Annotated in this window: 20 protein-coding genes; 7 read left to right on the top strand and 13 right to left on the bottom strand. The window is 67.6% G+C overall.

Annotated elements, in window-relative coordinates; translation table 11 throughout:
* Positions 1 to 91 precede the first annotated feature (91 nt).
* Together ACFXNW_RS19410 and clpS are read right to left on the bottom strand one after the other, a co-directional pair.
* Positions 92 to 661 carry a DUF2017 domain-containing protein gene (locus ACFXNW_RS19410; protein WP_379419452.1) on the bottom strand — a complete coding sequence of 190 codons (570 nt, stop codon included), beginning with the start codon at positions 659 to 661 and terminating at the stop codon, positions 92 to 94.
* 22 nt (positions 662 to 683) lie between these two features.
* Complete coding sequence (gene clpS / locus ACFXNW_RS19405) at positions 684 to 1,022, bottom strand: ATP-dependent Clp protease adapter ClpS (RefSeq protein ID WP_379419451.1); 339 nt, start codon at positions 1,020 to 1,022, stop codon at positions 684 to 686.
* Between the two features lie 256 nt (positions 1,023 to 1,278).
* Here clpS and ACFXNW_RS19400 point away from each other — a divergent pair, with 256 nt between their 5' ends.
* The 3 genes from ACFXNW_RS19400 to ACFXNW_RS19390 all read left to right on the top strand — a co-directional run bounded on the left by ACFXNW_RS19400 (position 1,279) and on the right by ACFXNW_RS19390 (position 5,364).
* Complete coding sequence (locus tag ACFXNW_RS19400; protein WP_379419450.1) at positions 1,279 to 2,529, top strand: nicotinate phosphoribosyltransferase; 1,251 nt, start codon at positions 1,279 to 1,281, stop codon at positions 2,527 to 2,529.
* A 133-nt stretch (positions 2,530 to 2,662) separates the two neighbouring features.
* Positions 2,663 to 3,235, top strand: coding sequence for an isochorismatase family protein (locus ACFXNW_RS19395; protein WP_379419109.1), 573 nt, complete (start codon positions 2,663 to 2,665; stop codon positions 3,233 to 3,235).
* Between the two features lie 80 nt (positions 3,236 to 3,315).
* On the top strand, positions 3,316 to 5,364 hold the full coding sequence (locus tag ACFXNW_RS19390) for an ATP-dependent DNA helicase (RefSeq protein ID WP_379419108.1): 2,049 nt from the start codon (positions 3,316 to 3,318) through the stop codon (positions 5,362 to 5,364).
* Between the two features lie 30 nt (positions 5,365 to 5,394).
* Here ACFXNW_RS19390 and ACFXNW_RS19385 read toward each other — a convergent pair whose 3' ends face one another.
* The 5 genes from ACFXNW_RS19385 to glgP form a co-directional block, all read right to left on the bottom strand.
* Positions 5,395 to 5,790, bottom strand: coding sequence for a RidA family protein (locus ACFXNW_RS19385; protein ID WP_379419107.1), 396 nt, complete (start codon positions 5,788 to 5,790; stop codon positions 5,395 to 5,397).
* Positions 5,791 to 5,881: 91 nt separating this feature from the next.
* Positions 5,882 to 7,780, bottom strand: a complete 1,899-nt coding sequence (locus ACFXNW_RS19380; RefSeq protein WP_379419106.1) for a serine/threonine-protein kinase — start codon at positions 7,778 to 7,780, stop codon at positions 5,882 to 5,884.
* A gap of 155 nt (positions 7,781 to 7,935) precedes the next feature.
* Entirely contained in the window at positions 7,936 to 8,475 is a 540-nt protein-coding gene (locus tag ACFXNW_RS19375; protein WP_379419105.1) for a DoxX family protein, read from the bottom strand.
* A gap of 113 nt (positions 8,476 to 8,588) precedes the next feature.
* On the bottom strand, positions 8,589 to 9,950 hold the full coding sequence (locus tag ACFXNW_RS19370) for an NCS2 family permease (RefSeq protein ID WP_379419104.1): 1,362 nt from the start codon (positions 9,948 to 9,950) through the stop codon (positions 8,589 to 8,591).
* Positions 9,951 to 10,075: 125 nt separating this feature from the next.
* A complete protein-coding gene (glgP, locus tag ACFXNW_RS19365) occupies positions 10,076 to 12,643 on the bottom strand; it encodes an alpha-glucan family phosphorylase (RefSeq protein WP_379419103.1) in 2,568 nt (855 codons plus the stop codon).
* 90 nt (positions 12,644 to 12,733) lie between these two features.
* Between glgP and ACFXNW_RS19360 the strand changes: the two genes are divergently transcribed.
* Both ACFXNW_RS19360 and glgB read left to right on the top strand, forming a co-directional pair.
* A complete protein-coding gene (locus ACFXNW_RS19360; protein WP_379419102.1) occupies positions 12,734 to 14,737 on the top strand; it encodes a maltotransferase domain-containing protein in 2,004 nt (667 codons plus the stop codon).
* A gap of 31 nt (positions 14,738 to 14,768) precedes the next feature.
* Positions 14,769 to 16,907 carry a 1,4-alpha-glucan branching protein GlgB gene (glgB, locus tag ACFXNW_RS19355; RefSeq protein WP_379419449.1) on the top strand — a complete coding sequence of 713 codons (2,139 nt, stop codon included), beginning with the start codon at positions 14,769 to 14,771 and terminating at the stop codon, positions 16,905 to 16,907.
* 69 nt (positions 16,908 to 16,976) lie between these two features.
* Here the strand turns inward: glgB and ACFXNW_RS19350 are convergent, their stop codons facing one another.
* From ACFXNW_RS19350 to ACFXNW_RS19340, 3 genes are all read right to left on the bottom strand, one after another.
* On the bottom strand, positions 16,977 to 17,828 hold the full coding sequence (locus tag ACFXNW_RS19350) for a tetratricopeptide repeat protein (RefSeq protein ID WP_379419448.1): 852 nt from the start codon (positions 17,826 to 17,828) through the stop codon (positions 16,977 to 16,979).
* A 61-nt stretch (positions 17,829 to 17,889) separates the two neighbouring features.
* A complete protein-coding gene (locus ACFXNW_RS19345) occupies positions 17,890 to 18,261 on the bottom strand; it encodes a DUF3817 domain-containing protein (RefSeq protein ID WP_379419101.1) in 372 nt (123 codons plus the stop codon).
* Between the two features lie 217 nt (positions 18,262 to 18,478).
* Positions 18,479 to 19,657, bottom strand: a complete 1,179-nt coding sequence (locus ACFXNW_RS19340; protein WP_379419100.1) for an acetyl-CoA C-acetyltransferase — start codon at positions 19,655 to 19,657, stop codon at positions 18,479 to 18,481.
* Positions 19,658 to 19,806: 149 nt separating this feature from the next.
* Here ACFXNW_RS19340 and mce point away from each other — a divergent pair, with 149 nt between their 5' ends.
* Positions 19,807 to 20,280: a methylmalonyl-CoA epimerase gene (gene mce, locus ACFXNW_RS19335; protein WP_379419099.1), complete on the top strand. Its 474-nt coding sequence runs from the start codon at positions 19,807 to 19,809 to the stop codon at positions 20,278 to 20,280.
* Between the two features lie 86 nt (positions 20,281 to 20,366).
* A complete protein-coding gene (locus ACFXNW_RS19330) occupies positions 20,367 to 21,374 on the top strand; it encodes a hypothetical protein (protein WP_379419098.1) in 1,008 nt (335 codons plus the stop codon).
* Between the two features lie 112 nt (positions 21,375 to 21,486).
* On the opposite strand, the gene ACFXNW_RS19325 is transcribed toward ACFXNW_RS19330, so the two are convergent.
* From ACFXNW_RS19325 to ACFXNW_RS19315, 3 genes are all read right to left on the bottom strand, one after another.
* Entirely contained in the window at positions 21,487 to 21,786 is a 300-nt protein-coding gene (locus ACFXNW_RS19325; protein WP_379419097.1) for an ATP/GTP-binding protein, read from the bottom strand.
* A gap of 10 nt (positions 21,787 to 21,796) precedes the next feature.
* A complete protein-coding gene (gene nucS / locus ACFXNW_RS19320) occupies positions 21,797 to 22,471 on the bottom strand; it encodes an endonuclease NucS (protein ID WP_280235771.1) in 675 nt (224 codons plus the stop codon).
* Positions 22,472 to 22,535: 64 nt separating this feature from the next.
* A complete protein-coding gene (locus tag ACFXNW_RS19315) occupies positions 22,536 to 22,745 on the bottom strand; it encodes a hypothetical protein (RefSeq protein WP_379419096.1) in 210 nt (69 codons plus the stop codon).
* Between the last annotated feature and the right edge of the window lie 230 nt (positions 22,746 to 22,975).

Below are 22,975 nucleotides of genomic sequence, written 5' to 3'. Positions count from 1 at the left end.
GAGAACTCCTTGTCGCCGGTCCTCCCGCCGACGCTACCGTCGACACCGCACGTGCAGGCCCCACATCCTTCGCCCTTCGGGTCGACGCGACCTAAGGTGCCAAGGCCTGCAGCAGTGAGTCCTGCATCCAGGTCAGCCAGTGGTAGACGTCCAGATGCGGGGCGCGCGGATCATCGGCGTCGAACTGTTCGGGCGTGTCGGCGTCGATGCCGAGGACCGCGCCGAGGGCCAGGCGGACGTCTGTGAGGGCGGTGAGCCAAGCGTCGGCTTGTTCGGGGGTGATGATGATGCGGCCGCCATCGGTGGGGCAGGTGTCGAGGACGACGGCGCCCGCGGCGATTTTCGCGTCGATGATCTCGGGTTCGTGCAATCCGCGCAGGGCGCTGTTGAGGTCGGCGCGGTCGGCGTCGGGGGAACCGGGTTCGCTGCGGTGAAAATCGGGCAGCAGTCGCATGAGGCGCGGGTCGTCGGGTGGGGCGGTGTTACCGGTGCGCAGACCGGTGAGGGCGGCGAGATCGTCATCCGGCGCCGAGGCGGCTCGCTCGGTGAGTAGCCCGGACACCGCACCGACCAGCGACCGCAGCACGCCGGCTTCCCGGGCGTCCATATCGGATCGCAGTTTGAGACCGCTCAGCGAATTCTTCCGGCTCCACTTACGCACGTCGCTACGGTAGCCGTCCGAGTCAGTCGTCACGCTGCATGGTCGCCCACAGCCCTGCGGCATGCAGGCGCCGGACGTCCTGTTCCATTTTGTCCCGCGAGCCGGACGATACGACCGCCTTGCCCTCGTTGTGCACCTTGAGCATCAGCTCGGTCGCCTTGGCTTTGCTGTAGCCGAACAGCTTCTGGAAAATGTAGGCGACGTAGTGCATGAGGTTGACCGGGTCGTCCCAGACGACCGTGACCCACGGTCGGTCTTCCGCCTCCAGGATTTCGGTGTATTCCACCGCTTCGGGGGTCGCCTGTGCGGACAGCGTCGCGTTCGCGGCGACCACGACGGTGCCGACACGGGCCACGTCCATCCGATAGCGGGGTGCCGTATTGCACAAGGCCATAACGTCAAGGGTACGACTAGCACCCGAATACACAACACCCGAGCATGATCGATTCGGCCGTTTCGGCCCTGACCACGGCCCTTCGGGCCCTATGATGCGCGACCGGCCCGCACACCATGCGCAGCGACGCCGACGGGCACCTCGCTCGCATTACAGTGACAGCGTGGATCTCCGCGACGACGGCCGCAGCACCGCCCTGCTGACCGATCAGTACGAACTGACCATGCTCGCCGCCGCGCTGGCCGACGGTTCCGCGCATCGGCAGTGCACCTTCGAACTGTTCGCCAGGCGTTTGCCACATGGGCGCCGCTATGGCGTCGTCGCCGGAACCGCACGCTTGCTCGAGGCGCTGGGGAACTTCCATTTCGGCGAAGAAGAGCTGGAGATCGTCGCCGGATTCCTCGACGACACCACCCTCGACTGGTTGCGCGAATTCCGCTTCACCGGCGATATCGACGGCTACGCCGAGGGTGAGCTGTATTTCCCCGGATCACCGATCCTGTCGGTACGCGGCAGCTTCGCCGAATGCGTGCTGCTGGAGACCCTGGCCCTGTCGATCCTCAATCACGACAGTGCCATCGCGTCGGCGGCCGCCCGCATGGTCAGTGCGGCAGCGCGACGCCGGATGATCGAGATGGGCTCGCGGCGCACCCATGAACTCGCCGCACCGGCCAGCGCCCGCGCCGCCTATCTGGCCGGTTTCGACGCGACCTCGAACCTGGAGGCGGTACGCCGATTCGGTGTGCCCGGCGCGGGCACCAGCGCGCACGCGTTCACCCTGCTGCACAGCGGCGCGGACGGCGCACACGAAGCAGCCGCGTTCCGCAGCCAGATCGAGGCGCTCGGCATCGGCACCACCCTGCTGGTCGACACCTTCGACATCACCAGGGGCGTCGCCACCGCCATCGAGGTCGCCGGACCGGAGCTCGGCGGTGTCCGCATCGACTCCGGTGACCTGGGCGTGCTGGCCCGGCAAGTGCGCAATCAGCTCGACGAGCTGGGCGCGACCAAGACGCGCATCGTGGTGTCCGGCGATCTCGACGAGTACGCGATCGCCGCGCTGCGCGCCGAACCGGTGGACGTCTACGGGGTCGGCACCTCGCTGGTCACCGGCTCCGGCGCGCCGACCGCGGGGATGGTCTACAAGCTGGTCGAGGTGGACGGCGTCCCGGTCGCCAAACGCAGCAGCCACAAGGAGTCGCGCGGTGGCACCAAGCGCGCGATCCGGCTGGCGCGGCGCACCGGCACCATCGTCGAAGAGATCATCTATCCCGCGGCAGGCGAACGTCCCGCCGCGAACGGATTCGAGATGCGCGAGCTGATGGTGCCCATGGTCCGCGAGGGCAAGATCATCGACCAGCCGACCCTGTCCGAGAGCCGCGACCTCGTCGCCTATGGCCTGGTCGCCCTCCCCTGGGAAGGCCTCAAACTCTCCGCAGGCGACCCCGCCATCCCCACCACCTTCCTCTCCTGAGCGACGAGTGGTACCTGAGCGCGGGCCCTTCTCGCGAAACGCCGCAGCCAGGTACCACTCGCGGCGGGTGCGTGCGTTTGTGGGGCGGCGGCGGCCGATCGTGGGGGGCAGAATTGGTGCGTAGGAGGTTGTGATGGGTCGAGCTTTGGTGATCGTGGACGTGCAGAACGATTTCTGCGAGGGCGGATCGCTGGCCGTCGCGGGCGGGGCGCGGGTGGCTGAGCGGATCGGCGCGCACGCGCGGGCACGCGCCGGCGACTATGCGGCGGTGGTCGCGACCCGCGATTTCCACGTCGATCCGGGTGCTCATTTCTCCGAACAGCCCGATTTCGTGGACAGCTGGCCGCCGCACTGCCTGGTCGGCACAGCCGGCGCCGAGTTCCATCCGAACCTCGACATCACGCCGGTCCAGGAGGTGTTCTCCAAGGGCGCCTATGCCGCGGCCTACTCCGGATTCGAAGGTGCTGCCGACGACGGGAGCGCGCTGGCCGACTGGCTGCGGGCGCGCGATATCGACGCGGTGGACGTCGTCGGGATCGCCACCGATCACTGTGTGCGCGCCACCGCGCTGGACGCCGCGGCCGCCGGGTTCGATACTCGTGTGCTGCTGGGTCTCACCGCAGGTGTCGCGGCCGAGACCACCGAGAAGGCGCTGGAGCAGCTGCGTGGGGCGGGAGTCGAGCTCGAAGGTGCGCTAGAGAACTGAGCCAGCGGGTTATCGCCAACCCCGTGACCCCGCCCGCCGACCGGACACGGGTTGTCGGTGCGGCGCAGTAGGCTGCCGGGGTGCCAGAACTTCCGCCCGTCCCGGCCCTGTTGTCGACCGCCGTCACCGCGCTCGGCGGCAAGGAACGGCCGGGGCAGGTATCAATGGCCGCCGCAGTCGATCACGCGATCGACACCAAGGAGCATCTGGCGGTGCAGGCCGGGACGGGTACCGGCAAATCACTGGCCTACCTGGTCCCCAGCTTGCGGCACGCGGTACGCACCGGACGCACGGTCGTGGTGTCCACGGCGACGATCGCGCTGCAACGTCAGCTGGTCGATCGGGATCTGCCCCGGCTCGCCGACGCGCTCGGCAAACCGCTCGGCCGGATCCCACAGTTCGCGATCCTCAAGGGCCGCAACAACTATCTGTGCCTGAACAAAATCAACAGCGCGATCCCCGAGGAACCGGCCGAGGCCGAACTGTTCGACGCGTTCGCGGTCTCGCGGCTCGGGCGCGAGGTGCAGCGGCTCAACGAATGGGCCTCCGACACCGAAACCGGCGACCGCGACGACCTCACTCCCGGCGTCTCCGACCGGGCCTGGCGCCAGGTCAGCGTCTCCTCGCGAGAATGCCTTGGCAAATCGCGGTGCCCGTTCGGCCAGGACTGCTTCGCCGAGAAGGCCAGGGCCGAATCCGCCCAGGCCGACGTCGTGGTCACCAACCATGCTCTACTGGCCATCGATGCGATCAGCGGTATACAGGTGCTTCCCGAACACGATGTGGTCGTGGTGGACGAGGCGCACGAACTGGTCGACAGGGTCACCGGTGTCGCCACCGCCGAACTGTCGGCCGTCGCGATCACCGCCGCGGCCCGCCGCTGCACCAAGCTCATCGACGAACAAGAAGTCGACCGCCTCGAAGCCGCGGGTGATGCCCTGCACGCCGCGCTCGACGATATGGGCCCGAGCCGCTGGGATGCCATGCCCGACGGGATCGCCCCGGTCCTCGCGCTGGTCCGCGACGCCGCGTGGAATGCGCACACCGCGCTCGCACCGCAGGGCGGCACCACCGCACAGGGCGACGCCGATACCGCCGCGGCCCGCACCCGCGCTGTGGCCGCTGTCGAGGAGGTGCACGACGCCGCGGTGCGCGCCCTCACCGCTTTCGACGAACCCGATGCGGCGGCTCGCCGCGACGTGGTGTGGCTGGCCGCCGACGAACTGCGCGGCGTCACCCGCCGCACATTGCGGATGGCCCCGCTGTCGGTGGGCGGGTTGCTGCGCAGCCGCTTGTTCGGCGCGTCGACGGTGGTGCTGACCTCGGCGACGTTGCAGATCGGCGGTTCCTTCGACGGTCTCGCCATCACCTGGGGGCTGCCCGCGCAGTCGTCCAGCCGCACCGATACCGCCACCGCCAATGGCGCCGAAGCGCCGTCGGACAACGAGACGGTGCGCTGGACCTCCCTCGATGTCGGCTCACCGTTCGACCACGCGAAGTCCGGAATCCTGTACGTCGCCAAGCATCTACCCGCACCGGGCCGCGACGGCCTGTCCCCCGCCTATCTCGACGAGATCGAGCGGCTGATCACCGCGGCCGGTGGGCGCACGCTCGGCCTGTTCTCGTCCATGCGCGCGGCCAAGGCGGCCACCGAGGTGCTGCGCAATCGCCTGGACACGCCCGTGCTGTGCCAAGGCGAGGACTCCACCGGCGCCCTGGTCCGCAAATTCGCCGACGACCCGGAGACCTCCCTGTTCGGCACCCTGTCGCTGTGGCAGGGCGTGGACGTGCCCGGCCCGTCGCTGAGTCTGGTGATCCTGGACCGCATCCCGTTCCCCCGCCCCGACGACCCGCTGCTCACCGCACGTCAGCGTGCCGTCGAATCCCGCGGCGGCAACGGCTTCATGTCCGTCGCCGCCAGCCACGCCGCGCTGCTCCTGGCTCAGGGCACCGGCCGCCTGCTCCGCAGCGTCGACGACCGCGGCGTAGTCGCCATCCTCGACTCCCGCCTGGCCACCGCCCGCTACGGCGGCTACCTGCGCGCGTCGTTGCCGCCGTACTGGGAGACCAGCGATCCCGAGGTGGTCGCGAAGGCTTTGCAGCGGCTCACCGCCGCCGCGAAGGTCTGAGGTACCGGCGGGCCGGAACGAAACCCGCGATCAATCCCGCACCGCGACCGCGTCCACCTCGAACAACATGCCCGGCAAAGCGAGTGCGGCGACGCCGGTCAATGTCTGGGTCGGCGGTTGCTTGCCCCAGATCTCGGCGATCTTCTGGCCGAGCACGCCCAGCTTGGGCAGGTCGTGGTCGACGATGTGGGTGCGCAGCTGGGCGACGTCGGCGTAGTCCAAACCGACCGATCGCAGGGCGATACCGAGGTTGTCGAAGGCACGGTCCACCTGTGCCGCGAAGTCCTCGCTGGTGGTGTGGCCCTCGGCATCGGAATCGTATTGGCCGGCAATGAAGACCAGTTCGCCGCGCACGCGCGCCACGTGGCTGTAGCCGAAACCGGTCGGGTCGTGCAGACCGTCGGGGTTGCTGATCTCGATCGTCACGATCGTCTCCTTTGTCAGTGTGATGTCGACGTGGAGATGACGATGCAGACCGCAGGTGTGTGACATCGGCGCTTCGAGGGCACCATCCGGTTCACGCCAGCGGTAACGACTTCCACCAATCCATGAAGTCCTCTGGGGATTTGTGCATTCCCCTGGTGTACAGCAGGAAGGTGCCGCGGTTCGGGCCGGGGAAGCTGGTCATCATGGTGTGCTGGTGCCCCATGGACTGCGGCAGATGGTAATTCGGGTACATCACCCCGTCCTTGGCGTCGTGGGTGATGTCGATCGGTTGCAATCGGTCGAGCACTCGCCGCGCTTCGTCTGCGGTCTCGTACTCGACAAGGAAGTACGAGATCGCGGTGAGGCCGTCATTGCCCAAGCAGCCCCAAGCCGCCGACCACGCACCGAAATCCGGGCCCGCGGCGCTCTGGCCCTCCCATAGCTCTTTGTCACGCGCGGAATCGTGTGACACGCAACCGGCGCCGTCGAAACCGTTGCCCGGCGAGGTATCCGGCACCATATTCGGGAACTCGGTACTGATCGCCTCTGCCGGTGCGGGGCCGGTGTCGTCGGGGATGTTCATGACGACCAGCGCCACGATCACCGCGATGACGGCCAGCACCGCCGCCACCGACAGCCCGATATCGAGCTTCTTGCGCGAGCGCACCCCACCGGCATCGGCCGGACGCATCGAGGACAGCGCGCCGGTCGTCGCCGAAATCTGTCCCGTGGGCGGCGAATACGCCTGCCGGCGAGGCGGAGTGAGCGGACCGTTCATCGGTCGCATACCGGGGCGGTTACCGACCGCACCGGGGTTGGTGCCGGGGGTACCGGGGTTGGTACCGGCCACACCACGGCCCGCGCCGACCGTACCGAGGTTCGTACCGACCACACCGGGACCCGTGCCGACCGGGCCGGGGTTGGTACCGAGTGGGCCAGCCCCACTACCAAGTGCGCCTGAGCCGACCATGCCGGGGCCCAGGTCGCCCGGCCGCGACTGAAGGTGTGCGTGCGGGCTCGGCTGCGATTGCGACTGCGGCTGTACCTGCGACTGCGACTGTCCCTGCGGCTGCGGCTGCGCGAGGATCCGCTGCCCCTGCGCCGTCGCCATCGGCGCCTGCATCGTCGCCGCCACCCGAGCATGCGATCCCGAGACCGGCGCCGCCCCTGACAACGCCGCCCGTACCGCCTCCGCGAATTCGGCGCAGCTGCCGAATCTTCCGCCCGCACGTTTGGCCAGCGCCCGGGCCATGACCGCGTCCAATGCCGCGGGCAGACCGAGCCGGACGCTGCTCAGCGCCGGCGGCGAATGCTGGAGATGGCCCTGGATGACAGCCACCGGATGCGGCGAGTTGAACGGCGCAGTGCCCGTCAGCATCCAGAACAGGCTGCAGGCCAGCGAATACTGATCGGTGCGGTGATCGAGCGGACCGCCGGTGAGCTGTTCGGGCGAGGCGTAGGCGATGGTCGCGGTGAACGAACCGGTCTGGGTGAGATGGCCGCCGTCGTCGCGAAGGCGGGCGATCCCGAAGTCGGTGAGGTAGACCCGCTCGGGCCCGGTATGCGCATTGGAGAGCAGGATGTTCGCCGGTTTCACATCACGGTGCAGCACACCCATGCTGTGCGCGAAATCTAGCGCCTGCGCCATGTCGGTGATGATCTGCACCGCGCGCATGACCGGCAGCGTGTTCGGATCGAGTGAAGCGGCGTCGATCCCGTCGATGTACTGCATCGAGATCCACAGCTGCGAGTCCTCGACCCCACGATCGAACACGGTCACGATGTTCGGATGGTCGAGCTGCGCCGCGAGATCGGCCTCGCGTTCGAATCTGGCCCTGGTTTCCTTGTCGTCGAACAGATCCGGATTCAGCAGCTTGAGCGCGGTGCGGCGCGGTAGCCGCGGATGTTTGGCGAGGTAGACCGACCCCATGCCGCCGCGGCCGAGCCTGCGTTCGATCTGATATCCAGCAAAGACCGAACCCGGTTGCACTTGCGCCCTCCTAGTCCGATCTTTCGAGCAGGCCGATCCTATCGGTCATATCCGCACGCGGCCCGTCCGCCCGAGTCCGGAGCGACTCCACTCCCGGAAACACCAATGCGGCGCGGTGATCGCATCACCGCGCCGCACTGACCACATCTGAAGGACTACAGCGCACCCTTGAGGATCAAGGTCAGCACAGCTACCACCACCGCGAGCACCACCGCGCCCGCGCCCCAGGCGAACCCGACGCGGTACCACGGACGGCCGTAGTCGAGCGAGAACCGGCCCGGGCCGGTGAAGGCAAGGGCTGCGGCGACGGCCGCGAACAGCAGGCCGTCCGACCAACCCTGGCCGGTGAGCAGCCCACCGCTCCACATCTGGTTGATGACGTTGATCATGGTGCCGAGGACGATGGCCGCGGCCAGCGGGGTCAGCAGACCGAGGGCCAGCATCAGGCCGCCGACGAGCTCGGTCAGCCCGGCGAGCGTGCCGAACAGCTCACCGGGGTTGTATCCCATGCCCTCGAACATGGCGACGGTGTTGGCGTGGCCGGGCCCGTCGAACCAGCCGAAGAGTTTCTGTGCGCCGTACGCCGCCAGCAGGCCGCCGAAGACGACGCGCAGGACCAGCAGTCCGATGTCGGAGGAGATGGTGTCGTAGGGGGTCTTGACGTTCAGACGCTCGAGCGTCGATTTGGTGGTCATCAGTCTGTCCTCATCATCGTGCCGTCTGCCGATCGGAACCCGTTAGCTTCGCAAAGAAGCGGACTACGGTCCGATTGTTTCACGTCGGACACCAACTGCGCGACCCTGCGAACCTATTCCGCAAGAAAGAAGAAATATCCGAGAAAGATCACCATCAGGCCCCACATGGCCGGATGGACCTCCTTGATCTTGCCCTTCGCGACCATGACCACCGGATAGAACAGCATGCCCATGGCCAGGCCGTTCGCGATCGAATAGGTCAGCGGCATCATGATGATCGTGATGAAGGCGGGCACGGCGAACTCGAGCCGCTGCCAATCGATCTCACCCAGCGCGCGGGCCATGAGCACACCGACGACGATCAGCGCCGCCGACGTCACCGCACCGGACTTCGCGACCACCTCGAACACCGGGAAACAGAACATCGCGACCGCGAACCAGCCCGCCGTCGCGACCGCCGTCAACCCCGTGCGACCACCCGCGGACACACCTGCGGTCGATTCCACATAGGCCGTGGTGGTGGAGGTACCGATGATCGCGCCCGCGGTGGTGCCCACCGAATCGGCGGCCAGCGCACTCGCCGCGCGCGGCAGCTTGCCGTCCTTGTCCAGCAGCCCGGCCTGATTCGCGACGCCGATCAACGTGCCGGAGGCGTCGAAGAAGTCGACGAACAGCATGGTCAGCACGACCACGATCATCTGCCCGGTGAACGCGTCGGGCAGATGGATGATCGCCTGTCCGAAGGTCTCGTCCAGCCCACGCGGCAGGGCCGCGATCCCCTCCGGCATATCGACCAGTCCGCTGACCATGCCGACGGCCGTGGTCAGCACGATGCCGTACAGCACTGCGCCATGCCAGCCGATGACCACGAACGCCACTGTCACGACCAGCCCGAACAGCGCGAGCAGGGTGGTGCCCTTGGTGAAATCACCCAGCGCGACGAAGGTGGCGTCGTTGGCGACGACGATCCCCGCGTTCTTCAGTCCAAGGAACGCCACGAACATGCCGATACCCGCCCCGACCGCGAGCTTCATCTGCATGGGAATCGCGTTGAGGATGCGTTCGCGCACCTTGGTCACCGCGAGGATGAAGAAGATGATGCCCGACAGCAACGTCCCCGACAACGCCACCTGCCACGGAATCCCCATCCCGAGCACCACCGAATAGGCGAAGAACGCGTTGAGGCCCATACCCGGCGCCAGCGCGACCGGATACTTCGCCCACAAGCCCATCACCAGCGTGCCGAACACCGCCGCCACCGCGGTCGCGGTGAACACCGCCTGCGTCGGAATGCCCAGCTCACCGAGTACGCCGTGGTCGCCGAGCACCGACGGGTTGACCGCGAGCACGTAGGACATGGCCAGGAACGTGACCGTGCCCGCCATCAACTCACGTCTGACGGTCGAACCGTTCGAGCTGACACCGAAATATTTATCGATACGACCCCGGGTTCGGGTCAGCACGTCGATGGCCATGGGGGTACTCCAGTCGGGAACGAGTGAGCGGGTGCTCCGAGACGTTATCCGATACTGGACCAACAACCCTGGTCAGCCACCGAAAACAGTGATATGCGTGACGCTCGGTTACTCGCCCACCTCACTCACGCACCAGGCGCCGCAACCAATCCCAGTTCGGCGTCCGAGGCGAGCAGCTCACTGTGCGGCAGTACCCGCACGGTGTAACCGACCGCGCCCGACAGCGGCACCGGCGTCTCGATCTCGAACAGCTCGAGCCCGGAATCGGACCCGGTGTGCTTCATCGCCATCGTGGTGACATCGGACAGATCGTCGGCAGGTGAGACCCGCCCGAGCACCGCCTGCACCGCGACATCGTCGGGGGAAAGTCCACCGAGGTCGATCCGCGCCGTCAACGACAGCGGCGCTCCGATGATCGGCGTGTCCGGCAGTCCCGCGCTGTCGACCTGGACCACCCGCACCGACGGCCACGCCGATTCGATCCGGCGCCGGTACTCGGCGGCCGCACGTGCCCCGGCGAAATCGTCGGCGACGGCGCTGCGGCAGGCCGCTGCGGCGGGCGCGTAATAGTCGAGGGCGTAATCGCGCACCATGCGCGAGGCCAGCACCTTCGGTCCGAGCGTTTGCAGGGTGTGGCGCACCATCTCCACCCAGCGCACCGGCATGCCGTCGCCGTCGCGGTCGTAGAAACGTGGCGCGACCGAACGTTCGAACAGGTCGTAGAGGGCGGCGGCCTCGAGATCGTCGCGGCGGTGCTCGTCGCGGATACCGTCGGCGGTGGGGATGGCCCAGCCGTTCTCACCGTCGTACATCTCGTCCCACCAGCCGTCCCGGATGGACAGATTGAGTCCGCCATTGAGCGCGGACTTCATCCCGGAGGTGCCGCAGGCCTCGAGCGGGCGCAGCGGATTGTTCAGCCACACATCACAGCCCCAGTACAGGTAGCGGGCCATGGACATGTCGTAGTCGGGCAGGAAGACGATGCGGTGTCGCACCTCGGGGTCGTCGGCGAAACGCACCACTTGCTGGATGAGCGCCTTGCCGCCGTCGTCGGCCGGATGGCTCTTCCCCGCCACCACCAGCTGCACCGGACGGTCGGGGTCCAACAGCATCGAACGCAAGCGCTGCGGGTCGCGCAGCATCAGCGTCAGCCGTTTGTAGGTCGGCACCCGGCGGGCGAAGCCGACAGTCAGCACGTCGGGATCGAAAACGCCGTCGATCCAGCCCAATTCGGCCTCGGCGGCACCGCGCTGCAACCACGACAGGCGCAGCCTGCGACGCACCTCGGCGACCAGGGTGGCGCGCAAAGTGTTGCGGGTCGACCACAGATCAGCGGACTCGATATCGCGCAGCTTCTCCCAGCCGCGCGCCTCCTCGACGAGTTCGGCACCGATGCGTTCACGCGCCTTCTCGATCCACTCCGGTGCCGCCCAGGTGGGCGCGTGCACACCGTTGGTGATCGAGCCGATCGGCACTTCGGCGGCATCGAACCCGGACCACAGCGAGGCGAACATCTCCCGGCTGACCTCACCGTGCAGCCGCGACACACCATTGGCGCGCTGGGCCAGCCGCAGTCCCATATGCGCCATATTGAACACCGACGGATCCGATTCACGCCCCAGCGCGACGATGCGATCCACCGACAGCCCCGGCAGCAGCGAGGATTCCGCTTCCCCGTGCGGGCCGCCGAAATACCTGCGCACCATCGGCATCGGGAACCGGTCGATCCCCGCGGGCACCGGCGTGTGGGTGGTGAACACCGTGCCCGCACGCACCGCGGCCAGCCCGGCGTCGAAATCGAGTCCGGCCGACACGTATTCGCGGATGCGTTCCAGTCCGAGGAAACCGGCGTGGCCCTCGTTCATATGGAAGACGTCCGGATCGGGCAGCCCCTCGGCGCGGGTGTAGGCACGCACCGCGCGCACACCGCCGATTCCGGCCAGGATCTCCTGTTTGATCCGGTGGTCCTGGTCGCCGCCGTAGAGGCGGTCGGTGACCGCGCGCAGTTCGGGATCGTTATCGGCGATATCGGAATCCAGCAACAGCAACGGCACCCGGCCCACCTGGGCGATCCATACCCGAGCCCGCAGCACGCGGCGATCCGGCATCCCCACATGGATCAGCACCGGCGAACCCTCAACCGTCAGCAGGCGCAGCGGCAAGCCCTGCGGGTCCAGCGCCGGATAATGTTCGGCCTGCCAGCCGTCGGCGGTCAGCGACTGCCGGAAATAGCCCGAGCGGTACAGCAACCCGACACCGATCAGCGGCAGCCCCAAGTCGGAAGCGGCCTTGAGGTGATCACCCGCCAGGATGCCGAGCCCGCCGGAATAGTTCGGCAGCACTTCGGTGACACCGAATTCCATGGAGAAGTAGGCGACACCACGCACCTGCGAACCGCGCCGCTGGAACCAGCCGGGCGTGGCCAGATACTCGCGCAGATCCGCCGCGGCGGCGTCCACCCTGGCGGTGTAGCCGGGATCGGCGGCCAGCTCGTCGAGCCGTTCGCGCGGCACCTCGCCGAGCATCCGTACCGGATCGTGGCCCACCTCGAGCCAGCGTGCCGGGTCCAACTCTGCGAACAGATCCTGGGTCGGACCATGCCATGACCAGCGCAGATTCGTCGACAACTCGCCAAGCGCCGCCAGACGCTCGGGCAGATGGGCGCGGACTGTGAACCGACGCAGTGCCTTCACCAGCCGAACCCTACCCAACAATGCGGGCCCGGGATTCCGCTCGGTGCGCTCATCACCTCGTCCGCAGGCGCGACCGGTACGGTTGGGGACGTGACCGGCCGCATCGCTATCGATGACACTGCCCCGTTCATCCCCGGAGGCCGGCCCGCCAAGGCCGTCGTCGGCGAGGTGTTCCCGGTGCGCGCCGTGGTGTGGAGCGAGGGACACGACGCGGTGGCCGCCACGCTCGCGGTGCGCGGGCCGGGGTCCTCGCGGGCCCTGCGCATCCGGATGACACCGGACTACGAGCCCGACGTCTTCAATGCCACCTTCACTCCGAACACGCCGGGTACCTGGGCCTTCCGCATCGAAGGCTGGCTCGATCCGATCGCCACCTGGCGGGCCGCGGTGGAGGCGAAACTGGCCGTCGGCCAGAGCGCCGCCGATCTGGACAACGATCTGGAACTGGGCGCCCAGCTCTTCGATCGCGCTGCCCAGGCGGTGCCGAAGAAGCAGTTCGAGCGCCTGCGCGCGGTCGCGGCCGCCCTGCGCAGCGATGAACAGCTTCCGGCCCGAGTCGCCGCCGCCTTCACCGATGACGTCGCCGACATCCTGCGCGCCACCCCGCTACGCGACCTGGTCACCCGTGGATCTCAGCACACCGTGCTTGTCGAACGTCAGCGCGCGCTCTACGGCGCCTGGTACGAATTCTTCCCCCGCTCCACCGGCGGGCGCGACGCCGAAGGCAACCCGGTCCACGGCAGTTTCGCCACCGCGGCCAAGGATCTGCCACGAATCGCGGCGATGGGCTTCGATGTCGTCTACCTGCCGCCGATCCACCCGATCGGCGCGGTGAACCGCAAGGGTCCCAACAACGCGCTCACCGCCGAACCCGGCGATGTCGGCTCACCGTGGGCGATCGGCTCGGCCGACGGCGGCCACGACGCCATCCACCCCGAACTCGGCACCGCGGACGATTTCGCCGATTTCGTCGCCGCCGCCGACCGGCTGGGCCTCGAAGTGGCCCTCGACCTCGCCCTGCAATGCGCTCCCGATCATCCGTGGGTGCGCGAGCATCCCGAATGGTTCACGACCCTGCCCGACGGCACCATCGCCTACGCGGAGAATCCGCCGAAGAAGTACCAGGACATCTATCCCGTCGACTTCGACAACGATCCCGACGGTCTCTACGCCGAAGTGCTGCGCGTTGTCCGGCACTGGATCGACCTCGGCGTCACGATCTTCCGTGTCGACAACCCGCACACCAAACCCGCCGACTTCTGGGAATGGTTGATCACCACGGTGCGCCGCACCGACCCCGACGTGGTGTTCCTGTCCGAAGCATTCACCCGCCCGGCCCGGCTGTACGGGCTGGCGCGGCGCGGATTCAGCCAGTCCTACACCTATTTCACCTGGCGCGTCAGCAAATGGGAACTCACCGAATTCGGTCTCGAGCTGGCCGCCAAGGCCGACGAAGCGCGCCCCAACCTCTTCGTCAACACCCCCGACATCCTGCACGAGAGCCTGCAACACGGCGGGCCGGGCATGTTCGCCATCCGCGCCGCCCTCGCCGCGACCCTCGCACCGGCCTGGGGCGTGTACTCCGGCTTCGAATTGTTCGAGCACCAGGCCGTGCGGCCGGGCAGCGAGGAATACCTGGACTCGGAGAAGTACGAGCTGCGCCCGCGCCCGTTCGCCGAGGCGCTGGCCCGCGGCGAATCGCTGGAGCCGTGGCTGACCAGGCTCAACGAGATCCGGCGCAACCATCCGGCTCTTCGCCAACTGCGCTGCCTGCATTTCCACCACATCGACAACGACGCCATGCTGGCCTACTCGAAGTTCGATCCGGCCACCGGCGACGCCGTACTGGTGGTGGTGAACCTCAACCCGTTCGCCGCCGAATACGGCATGCTCTCGCTGGATCTGCCCGCCATCGGCCGCGAATGGCATGACCATCCGGTCGTCTACGACGAGGTCAGCGGCGAGGAATACCACTGGGCGCAGACCAACTACGTGCGCCTCGACCCGACCAAGGCCGTCGCGCATATCCTCGCGCTGCCACCGGTCCCCCAGCCCGCCCGCACCGAACTGGCCTTCCGCAGGAACTTCGGATGAGCAGGGTCCGGCGGTGAAACGCCGCGACCTGATGCTGCTCGCGGCGGGCACCCACCCCGATCCGCACACCGTCCTCGGCGCCCACCCCCATCCGGACGGCACCGTGGTCCGGGTACTGCGCCCACACGCCGACACGGTGACGGCCCGGGTCGGCACCGACGAGCATCGGCTCGACTCGCTCGGACACGGGATCTTCGCCGGTGTGCTGCCGTATCCGGAGCTGATGGACTACCGCGTCGTCACCACCTACCCGGGCGGGCAGACCGTCGTCGAAGCCGACGGCTACCGCTTCCTGCCCACCCTCGGCGAACTCGATCTGCATCTCATCGGCGAAGGCAACCATCAGCGGCTGTGGGAGGTGCTCGGCGCGCATCCGCGGCGCTACACCACCCTCGACGGCGAGGTGACCGGCACCTCGTTCGCGGTGTGGGCACCGAACGCACGCGGCGTCAGCGTGATGGGCGATTTCGACGGGTGGAGCGGCACCAGCACACCCATGCGGTCGCTGGGCAGCTCCGGGATCTGGGAGGTGTTCGTCCCCGGCGTCGGGCCCGGCACTCGATACAAGTACCGCGTGCACGGCGCCGACGGCCGCATCGTCGACCACGCCGACCCGGTCGCCTTCGCGACCGAGGTTCCGCCCGCTACGGCCTCGGTCATCACCGAATCGCACTATGTGTGGTCCGACGACGCCTGGCTCGCCACCCGCGCCGCGACCGAACCAGCTCGCGCACCGCTGAGCGTCTACGAAATCCACCTCGGCTCGTGGCGCCCCGGCCTCGGCTACCGCGAACTGGCCGGGCAGCTCGCCGAATACGTGCGCGAGGCCGGCTTCACCCATATCGAACTGCTGCCCGTCGCCGAACATCCCTTCGGCGGATCCTGGGGCTACCAGGTCACCTCGTACTACGCCCCGACCGCCCGATTCGGCACCCCCGACGATTTCCGCGCCTTCGTCGATCATCTGCACGATCAGGGCATCGGTGTCCTGCTGGACTGGGTGCCCGCGCACTTCCCGCGCGACGAATGGGCGCTGGCCCGCTTCGACGGCACCCCCCTCTACGAGCACGCCGACCCACGCCGCGGCGAACAACTCGACTGGGGCACCTATGTCTTCGACTTCGGCCGCAACGAGGTGCGCAACTTCCTGATCGCCAATGCCCGCTACTGGATCGAGGAATTCCATATCGACGGCCTGCGCGTGGACGCCGTCGCCTCGATGCTCTACCTCGACTACTCGCGCCCCGACGGCGAATGGGAACCGAACGTGCACGGCGGCCGGGAAAACCTCGAAGCCGTCGACTTCCTCACCGAACTCAACGACCGCATCCGCAGCGAGCACCCCGGCGTCCTCACCATCGCCGAGGAATCCACCACCTGGCCCGGCGTCACCCGCGCCATCGAAGTCGGCGGCCTCGGCTTCTCCATGAAATGGAATATGGGCTGGATGCACGACACCCTCGGGTATCTGCGCCGCGACCCGATCCACCGATCCTGGCACCACAACGAGATCACCTTCTCGCTGATGTACGCCTGGAGCGAGAACTACGTGCTGCCCATCAGCCACGACGAGGTGGTGCACGGCAAGGGCACGCTGTGGACCCGAATGCCCGGCGACGACTACGCCAAGGCGAGCGGCGTGCGCGCCCTGCTGGCCTACATGTGGGCCCACCCCGGCAAACAACTGCTGTTCATGGGCCAGGAATTCGGCCAGTTCCGCGAATGGTCGCACGACCGCGGCCTGGACTGGCACGAACTCGACAATCCGCTGCACCGCGGCGTGCTGGCCGTCGTCCGCGATCTCAACACCGTCTACCGGGCGCACCCGGCGCTGTGGACCCAGGACACCACACCCGGCGGGCATTCCTGGATCGAAGCCGACGACCGCGAACACAATGTGCTGGCGTTTCTGCGCTACGGCACCGACGGCTCCGTCATCGCCTGCGTCTACAACTTCTCCGGCTCGGCCCACGACAAGTACCGGGTGGGCCTCCCCACCGCCGGCCGCTGGACCGAGATCCTCAATACCGACGCCGTCGAATACGGCGGATCAGGGATGGGGAATCTCGGTGCCGTGCTCGCTGATGAGGAGCCCTGGCACGGACGGCCCGCGTCTGCGGTGCTCGCGCTGGCGCCGTCGAGCGCGGTGTGGCTCGCCGCCGATCTGTAGAGCGAGCGAGCGCCCGCACTCACGAGGAGTGCGGGCGCTCGAAGTATCGGCTGAAGCTTCGCGTGACGATCAGTACAGCGCGGCAGCCAGCTTGCGGCGCGCGGCAACCACGAACGGCTCGGACTGGTCGAACAGTTCGAACAACTCGAGCAGCCGGGTGCGGACCTTGGTGCGGTCATCGCCCGCGGTGCGCTTGACCAGCCCGATCAGCCGATCGAAGGCGGCCTCGGGGCGTTGGTGGAACAGTTCGATGTCGGCGGCGTCGAGTTGGGCGTCGACATTGCCGGGATCCGCGTCGGCGGTGGCAATCGCCGAATCCGGCAGCTGCTGGGCGCGACCGAGGAAGCGGACCTGCCGCACTGCGGCCTTGGCCTCGACGTTGTTCGGCTCCGCTTCCAGGATCGACTCGTAGGCCGATTCGGCGCCGGCCAGATCACCCTGTTCGAGCAGGGCCTCGGCCATGGTGAAGCGCGGATCCTCGGCCGGCTGCTGCGGCTCGCCTTCGCCGCCTTCGAGCTTGCCCGCGACGGCGTCGACCACGGCCCCGAGCCACTGCCGCACCTGCGGCTCCGGCTGCGCACCCTGGAAGTCGGCCAGCGGCTGACCACCCGCGACCGCGATCACCGTCGGAATGCCCTGCACGCCGAACGCCTGAGCGATGCGCATATTGCTTTCGGCCTCGACGGTCGCCAGATCCCAGCTGCCGTCGCCTTCACCGGCCAGCCGCTCCAGCAGCTGCACCAGTTCGACGCTGCCGGGGCTGCGCTGCGAGTACAGCGCCACCACCACCGGCACCTGGGTAGAACGCCGAAGCACCTTGGTTTCGAAGTCGGCCTCGGTCACCGTGTATCCGCCTTCGGGGCCCGCACCCGCGGGAACGGGCGGCTGCTTCAGGCTGGACAGATCCACCGCGCCGGACATGGCGGCGGCGACGGCTGGCGAAGGACGACGAGCGGCTGGTCGAGTCACGAGTTCCAGTTTGTCACGAAGACACGCGTGCGGGTGCCGGGGCGTCGGTCGCAGCACTCGGCTGCTCCAGCTTGCCGGTGCGCGCGGCCCAGATCTCGAAAATCACCGTGCAGAACGGCGGAATGCTGGAGGCCAGCGCGAGCACGGTGGTCTTCCAGTTCCAGTTCAGCTCACGCGAGGCGAGCAGCGCGCTCAGCACGAACAGGACGAAGATGCCGCCGTGCACCGGGCCGAAGATCTTCACACCGATCTCATTACCCGGGTCGGGGATGTACTTGAACGCCATGCCGATCAGCAGGCCGGCCCACGACACCGCCTCGAGGATGGCGAAGAACCGGAACCTGCCCGCGACGGTACGCAGATCGTAAGAACCCATGGCCCCCATTGTGCCGTATGCACTACGACGAGTCGTAGTTGAACCGGTCACAAACGACGCTGCCGGACGCAGTCCGCCCTCAGATCGCGCATGGCCGGAGCGAATGCGGAGGTACGCACAGAACGGACATGGCGCTGCTGATACAGCCCTCCGCGTCGCCTCACCCGCCGTCCAAGTACGCAAATGCGCCGGCACACCCCGCTGGGCACACCGGCGCATTCCCGAACTACACCTTGATGATCAGCGCGTCGCCCTGACCACCGCCACCGCACAGCGCAGCCGCGCCAACACCGCCACCGCGGCGCTTCAGCTCCAGCGCCAGGTGCAGCACGATGCGCGCACCCGACATGCCGAGCGGGTGGCCGATGGCGATGGCGCCACCGTTGACGTTCACCTTCGCCGGGTCGATGCCCAGCTTGCTGGTAGAGGCGATACCGACGGCGGCGAACGCCTCGTTGATCTCCACCAGATCCAGCTCGGCCGGGTCGATACCGGCGCGCGCGCACGCCTTGGCAATGGCATTGGCCGGCTGATCCTGCAGCGTCGAATCCGGGCCCGCCACCACACCGGCGGCACCGATCTCGGCGATCCAGCTCAGACCGAGCTCCTCGGCCTTCGCCTTGCTCATCACCACGACCGCGGCAGCGCCGTCGGAGATCTGCGAGGCCGAACCCGCGGTGATGGTGCCGTCCTTGCGGAACGCGGGACGCAGCTTGCCCAGCGATTCGGCAGTGGTGTCGGCACGGATGCCCTCGTCCTCGGCGACCATGATCGGGTCACCCTTACGCTGCGGCACCGCCACCGGCACGACCTCGTCGTCGAACACACCGTTCTTCCAGGCCGCGGCCGCACGCTGGTGCGAGGCCGCTGCGAACGCGTCCTGCTCCTCGCGGCTGATCGGCGCGGAATCGTTGCGGGTCTCGGTCAGTGCCCCCATCGCCTGATCGGTGAAGATGTCGTACAGGCCGTCGAAGGCCATGTGGTCGCGCATCGTCACATCGCCGTACTTGAAGCCCTCACGGCTCTTCTCCAGCAGATGCGGTGCCTGGCTCATCGACTCCTGGCCGCCGGCGACGACGATGTCGTACTCACCGGCGCGGATCAGCTGATCGGCGAGCGCGATGGCGTTGATGCCGGACAGACACACCTTGTTCAGCGTCAACGCGGGCACATCCATCGGGATACCACCGGCCACGGCCGCCTGCCGGGCGGGAATCTGGCCCGCGCCCGCGGTCAGCACCTGGCCCATGATCACGTAGTCGACCTGGTCGCCGCGCACACCGGCCTTCTCCAGCGCAGCCTTGATGGCGAACCCGCCGAGATCCGAACCGCTGAAGCCCTTCAGGCCGCCGAGCAGGCGGCCGACCGGGGTACGCGCACCGGACACGATCACGGAGTTGGTCACGACGAGCCTCGCCTTCTCAGTTCACTGCATTCGTAGATCAGCATCTGTCCGCGCGCACGCGACCCTGCGTGACGCGATGACAGCCTCGTACTCAACGGTAGCGGGTCCGGCCGCGACAGCCCCGCGCAGGTACGCGCTACGTTCGAAGCGTGAGCACTACTACCGACTCGAACGAATTCATCCCCGCCGACTACGTGATCGCCGTCGATCACGTCGGCATCGCGGTGCCGGACCTCGACGCCGCCGTCGCCTGGTACACCACCAATCTCGGCATGGTGGAGACCCATCGCGAGGTGAACGAGGCGCAGGGCGTGCAGGAGGCCATGCTGTCGTGCCCGGCCGCCGCCGACGAAGCGACTGCCTTGCAGTTGCTGGCCCCGCTCGACGAGACCTCGACCATCGCCAAGTTCATCGAGCGCAGCGGACCCGGCCTGCAGCAGCTCGCCTACCGGGTCACCGACCTCGAGGCCGTTTCGGCACATCTGCGCGCCCGCGGCCTGCGTTTGCTCTACGACGCGCCGCGCGGCGGAACCGCCGGGTCCAGCATCAACTTCGTTCACCCGAAGGATGCTGGTGGTGTGCTGGTGGAGTTGGTCGAGCCGAACCCGAATGTTACGCACTAGTACCAACATCGGGCCGGAAGATCTCGTCTCGATGACATTCGCAGTCGACTCACCATCTACCCCACTCAGGCTGTAGTTTGTTGGCCATGTCGTCACCTGAGTCCGATCGCAATCGCTTCGTTGCACTGCCCTTCACTGTTGTGCGCAAGGGTTATGCGCAAGACGAGGTGCGTAACTATTTCGACCGTTTTGATGCCGAACTGAGGGTCACCGCCACCGATCGTGATGCGGCCGCCGCGCAGGCTCGTAATCTTGCGAGCCAGCTCGAGGACGCGCGCGACGAGATCGATGAGCTCCGCAAGGAGGTCGACCGGCTGTCCGTGCCGCCGACCACCGCGGAAGGCATGAGCGACCGTATTTCTCGCATGCTCCGACTGGCCTCCGACGAGGCGTCCGAAGTCCGCGCGCTCGCGCAGGCCGAGGCCGCGGAGATGGTGTCGATCGCCGAGCAGCAGGCCACCGAGATGCGTGGCAAGTACGAGTCGCTGCTCGCCGAGACCAAGGAAAAGCGCGAGGCGCTCGAAATCGAGTTCGAGCAAACCCTGGCGAACGCGCGCACCGAGTCGGCGAAGATCATCGAGGCCTCCCAGGCCGAGGCCGACCGCCTCGGCAAGGAAGCCGATGCCAAGCGCAAGGCCACCCAGCAGGACTTCGAAGTCACCATGGCCGAGCGTCGCACCAAGCTCACCCGCGCCATGGAGGAGCTGGAGGCCACCAGCCGCGCCGAGGCCGCACAGCGGATCAAGGACGCCACCGACGAGGCCAACCGCCTCATCACCTCCGCCACCCAGACCAGCGAGCGCAAGATCGCGCACGCCAAGGAACTGGCCGAGGAGATGCGCGTGCTGCGCGGCCGGGTCCTGGCCCAGCTGCTCGGCATCCGTGGTCAGCTGGATTCGGTGCCCGCGATGCTTGCCGCGGTCAACCGGGAGAGCGAACTGCTCGACGGTGTGCCGGATCAGCAGCGCAAGTCGATCAGCGGCGGCGGCACCAAGTCCGTCACGGGCTCGCGCGCCAAGGCGATCCCCGAGGTCACGCCGGAAGACGACGACGTCCTCGACGACGAGCGTGAGAACGCCGAGATCAGCAACTGACCTCGGGCCCTCGCGGCGACAGAAACACATTCAGCACCGAAGGCCGTCCCTGCGGGGGCGGCCTTCCTCGTGTCCGGAGCCGGAGCGCCCCACCAGCACGACCTCGCCCCATTCAGGACCAGCGACGCGTAATACCCCTTGTTCGCCGCCCGTTCCAGCAGCCGCGATGCCAGTGCCTGCGGTCGTCTTCACCGCCATACGCCGGCCAGGCGACGATATGCGCGACACCCGGCATGATCTCGTGATCGCAACCGGGGCAGCGGTAGGTCTTGTTCGCGCGCGTCCCGGGGATCGTGCGCACCACGTACATTTCGTCGCCGGGTCCCGGCTCGGTACGCCCGAATACATCGCCGAGCGGACGCCCGGACGGCGAGTCCGCCCGGCGCTCTGAGCGAGGTTTACGGCGAGGCATGGCTTCCAGCTTAGAAGAGCCGGAACTCGTTGCTCTCCGTGCCGCGCAGGGCGTTGTAATCCAGCGTCAGGCACCGGATTCCGCGGTCCTCGGCGAGCGTGCGCGCCTGCGGCTTGATCTGCTGTGCCGCGAACACACCCGCGACCGGCGCCAGCAGCGGATCACGGTTGAGCAGTTCGAGATAGCGGGTGAGCTGTTCGACACCGTCGATCTCACCGCGCCGCTTGATCTCCACCGCGACTGTCGCGCCGTCGGCGTCCCGGCACAGCAGATCGACCGGGCCGATCGCCGTCATGTACTCCCGGCGGATCAGTGTGTAGCCCGCACCGAGTGTCTGCACATGCTCGGCGAGCAGCTCCTGAAGATGAGCCTCCACACCGTCTTTCACCAGCCCCGGGTCCACTCCGAGCTCATGCTTGGAGTCGTGCTCGATCTCCTCGACGGTGATCCGCAATTCCTCGCCGGCTTTGTTCGTCACCACCCACAGCGCCCCCGCACCGTCGCCATCGCGCTCTTCCAGCCAGCACGGCGGACTCATCCAGTTCAACGGCTTGTAGGACCCACCGTCGGAATGCACCAGCACCGACCCATCCGCTTTCATCATCAACAGCCTGCGGGCCATCGGCAGATGAGCGGTGAGCCGACCGACGTAGTCGACCTGACAGCGAGCAATCACGAGGCGCACCGGGACGAGTGTAGGGGGCGCGCACTCGTGGACCGAACGCGCCACCGTGGGACGGCGGGCGCGGTCAGTCGGGCAGCGCGAAACAGTAGGTGGCGTTCTCTATTTCCTCAACAAAGTGATAGATCAGGATCGACCGTATGTAGTCGGGATGGCCCGACGGCAGCTCGCACAGTTCGGTCACCACGATCTTTCGCACAGCGGCGGGGTTGGAGCAGTCCACCGACTGGCGCGCGTCGCGTAGGCGGAAGCGCAGGGTATCCGGGCGCCATCCCATAGCCCGAAGGCGGGCCCGGATAGTTCGGCGGTGGCGCGGAATATCCGTACGGCGCAGGCGCATACGGATTCGCGGGTGGGACGGCGGGGTAGCTCGGCCCTGGAGCCGGCTGGGGGTGTCCATTCGATAGACACATAGAAACGACGAAAGCCCCCGACCGTGGTCGGGGGCTTTCGTGAAAGGATGTTCCGGCGGTGTCCTACTCTCCCACACCCTGTCGAGTGCAGTAC

Source organism: Nocardia sp. NPDC059180, assembly GCF_042754945.1.
Lineage (GTDB): Bacteria > Actinomycetota > Actinomycetes > Mycobacteriales > Mycobacteriaceae > Nocardia.
Note: the sequence above shows the minus strand (reverse complement) of the source record. Positions and strands in the feature narration are given on the sequence as shown.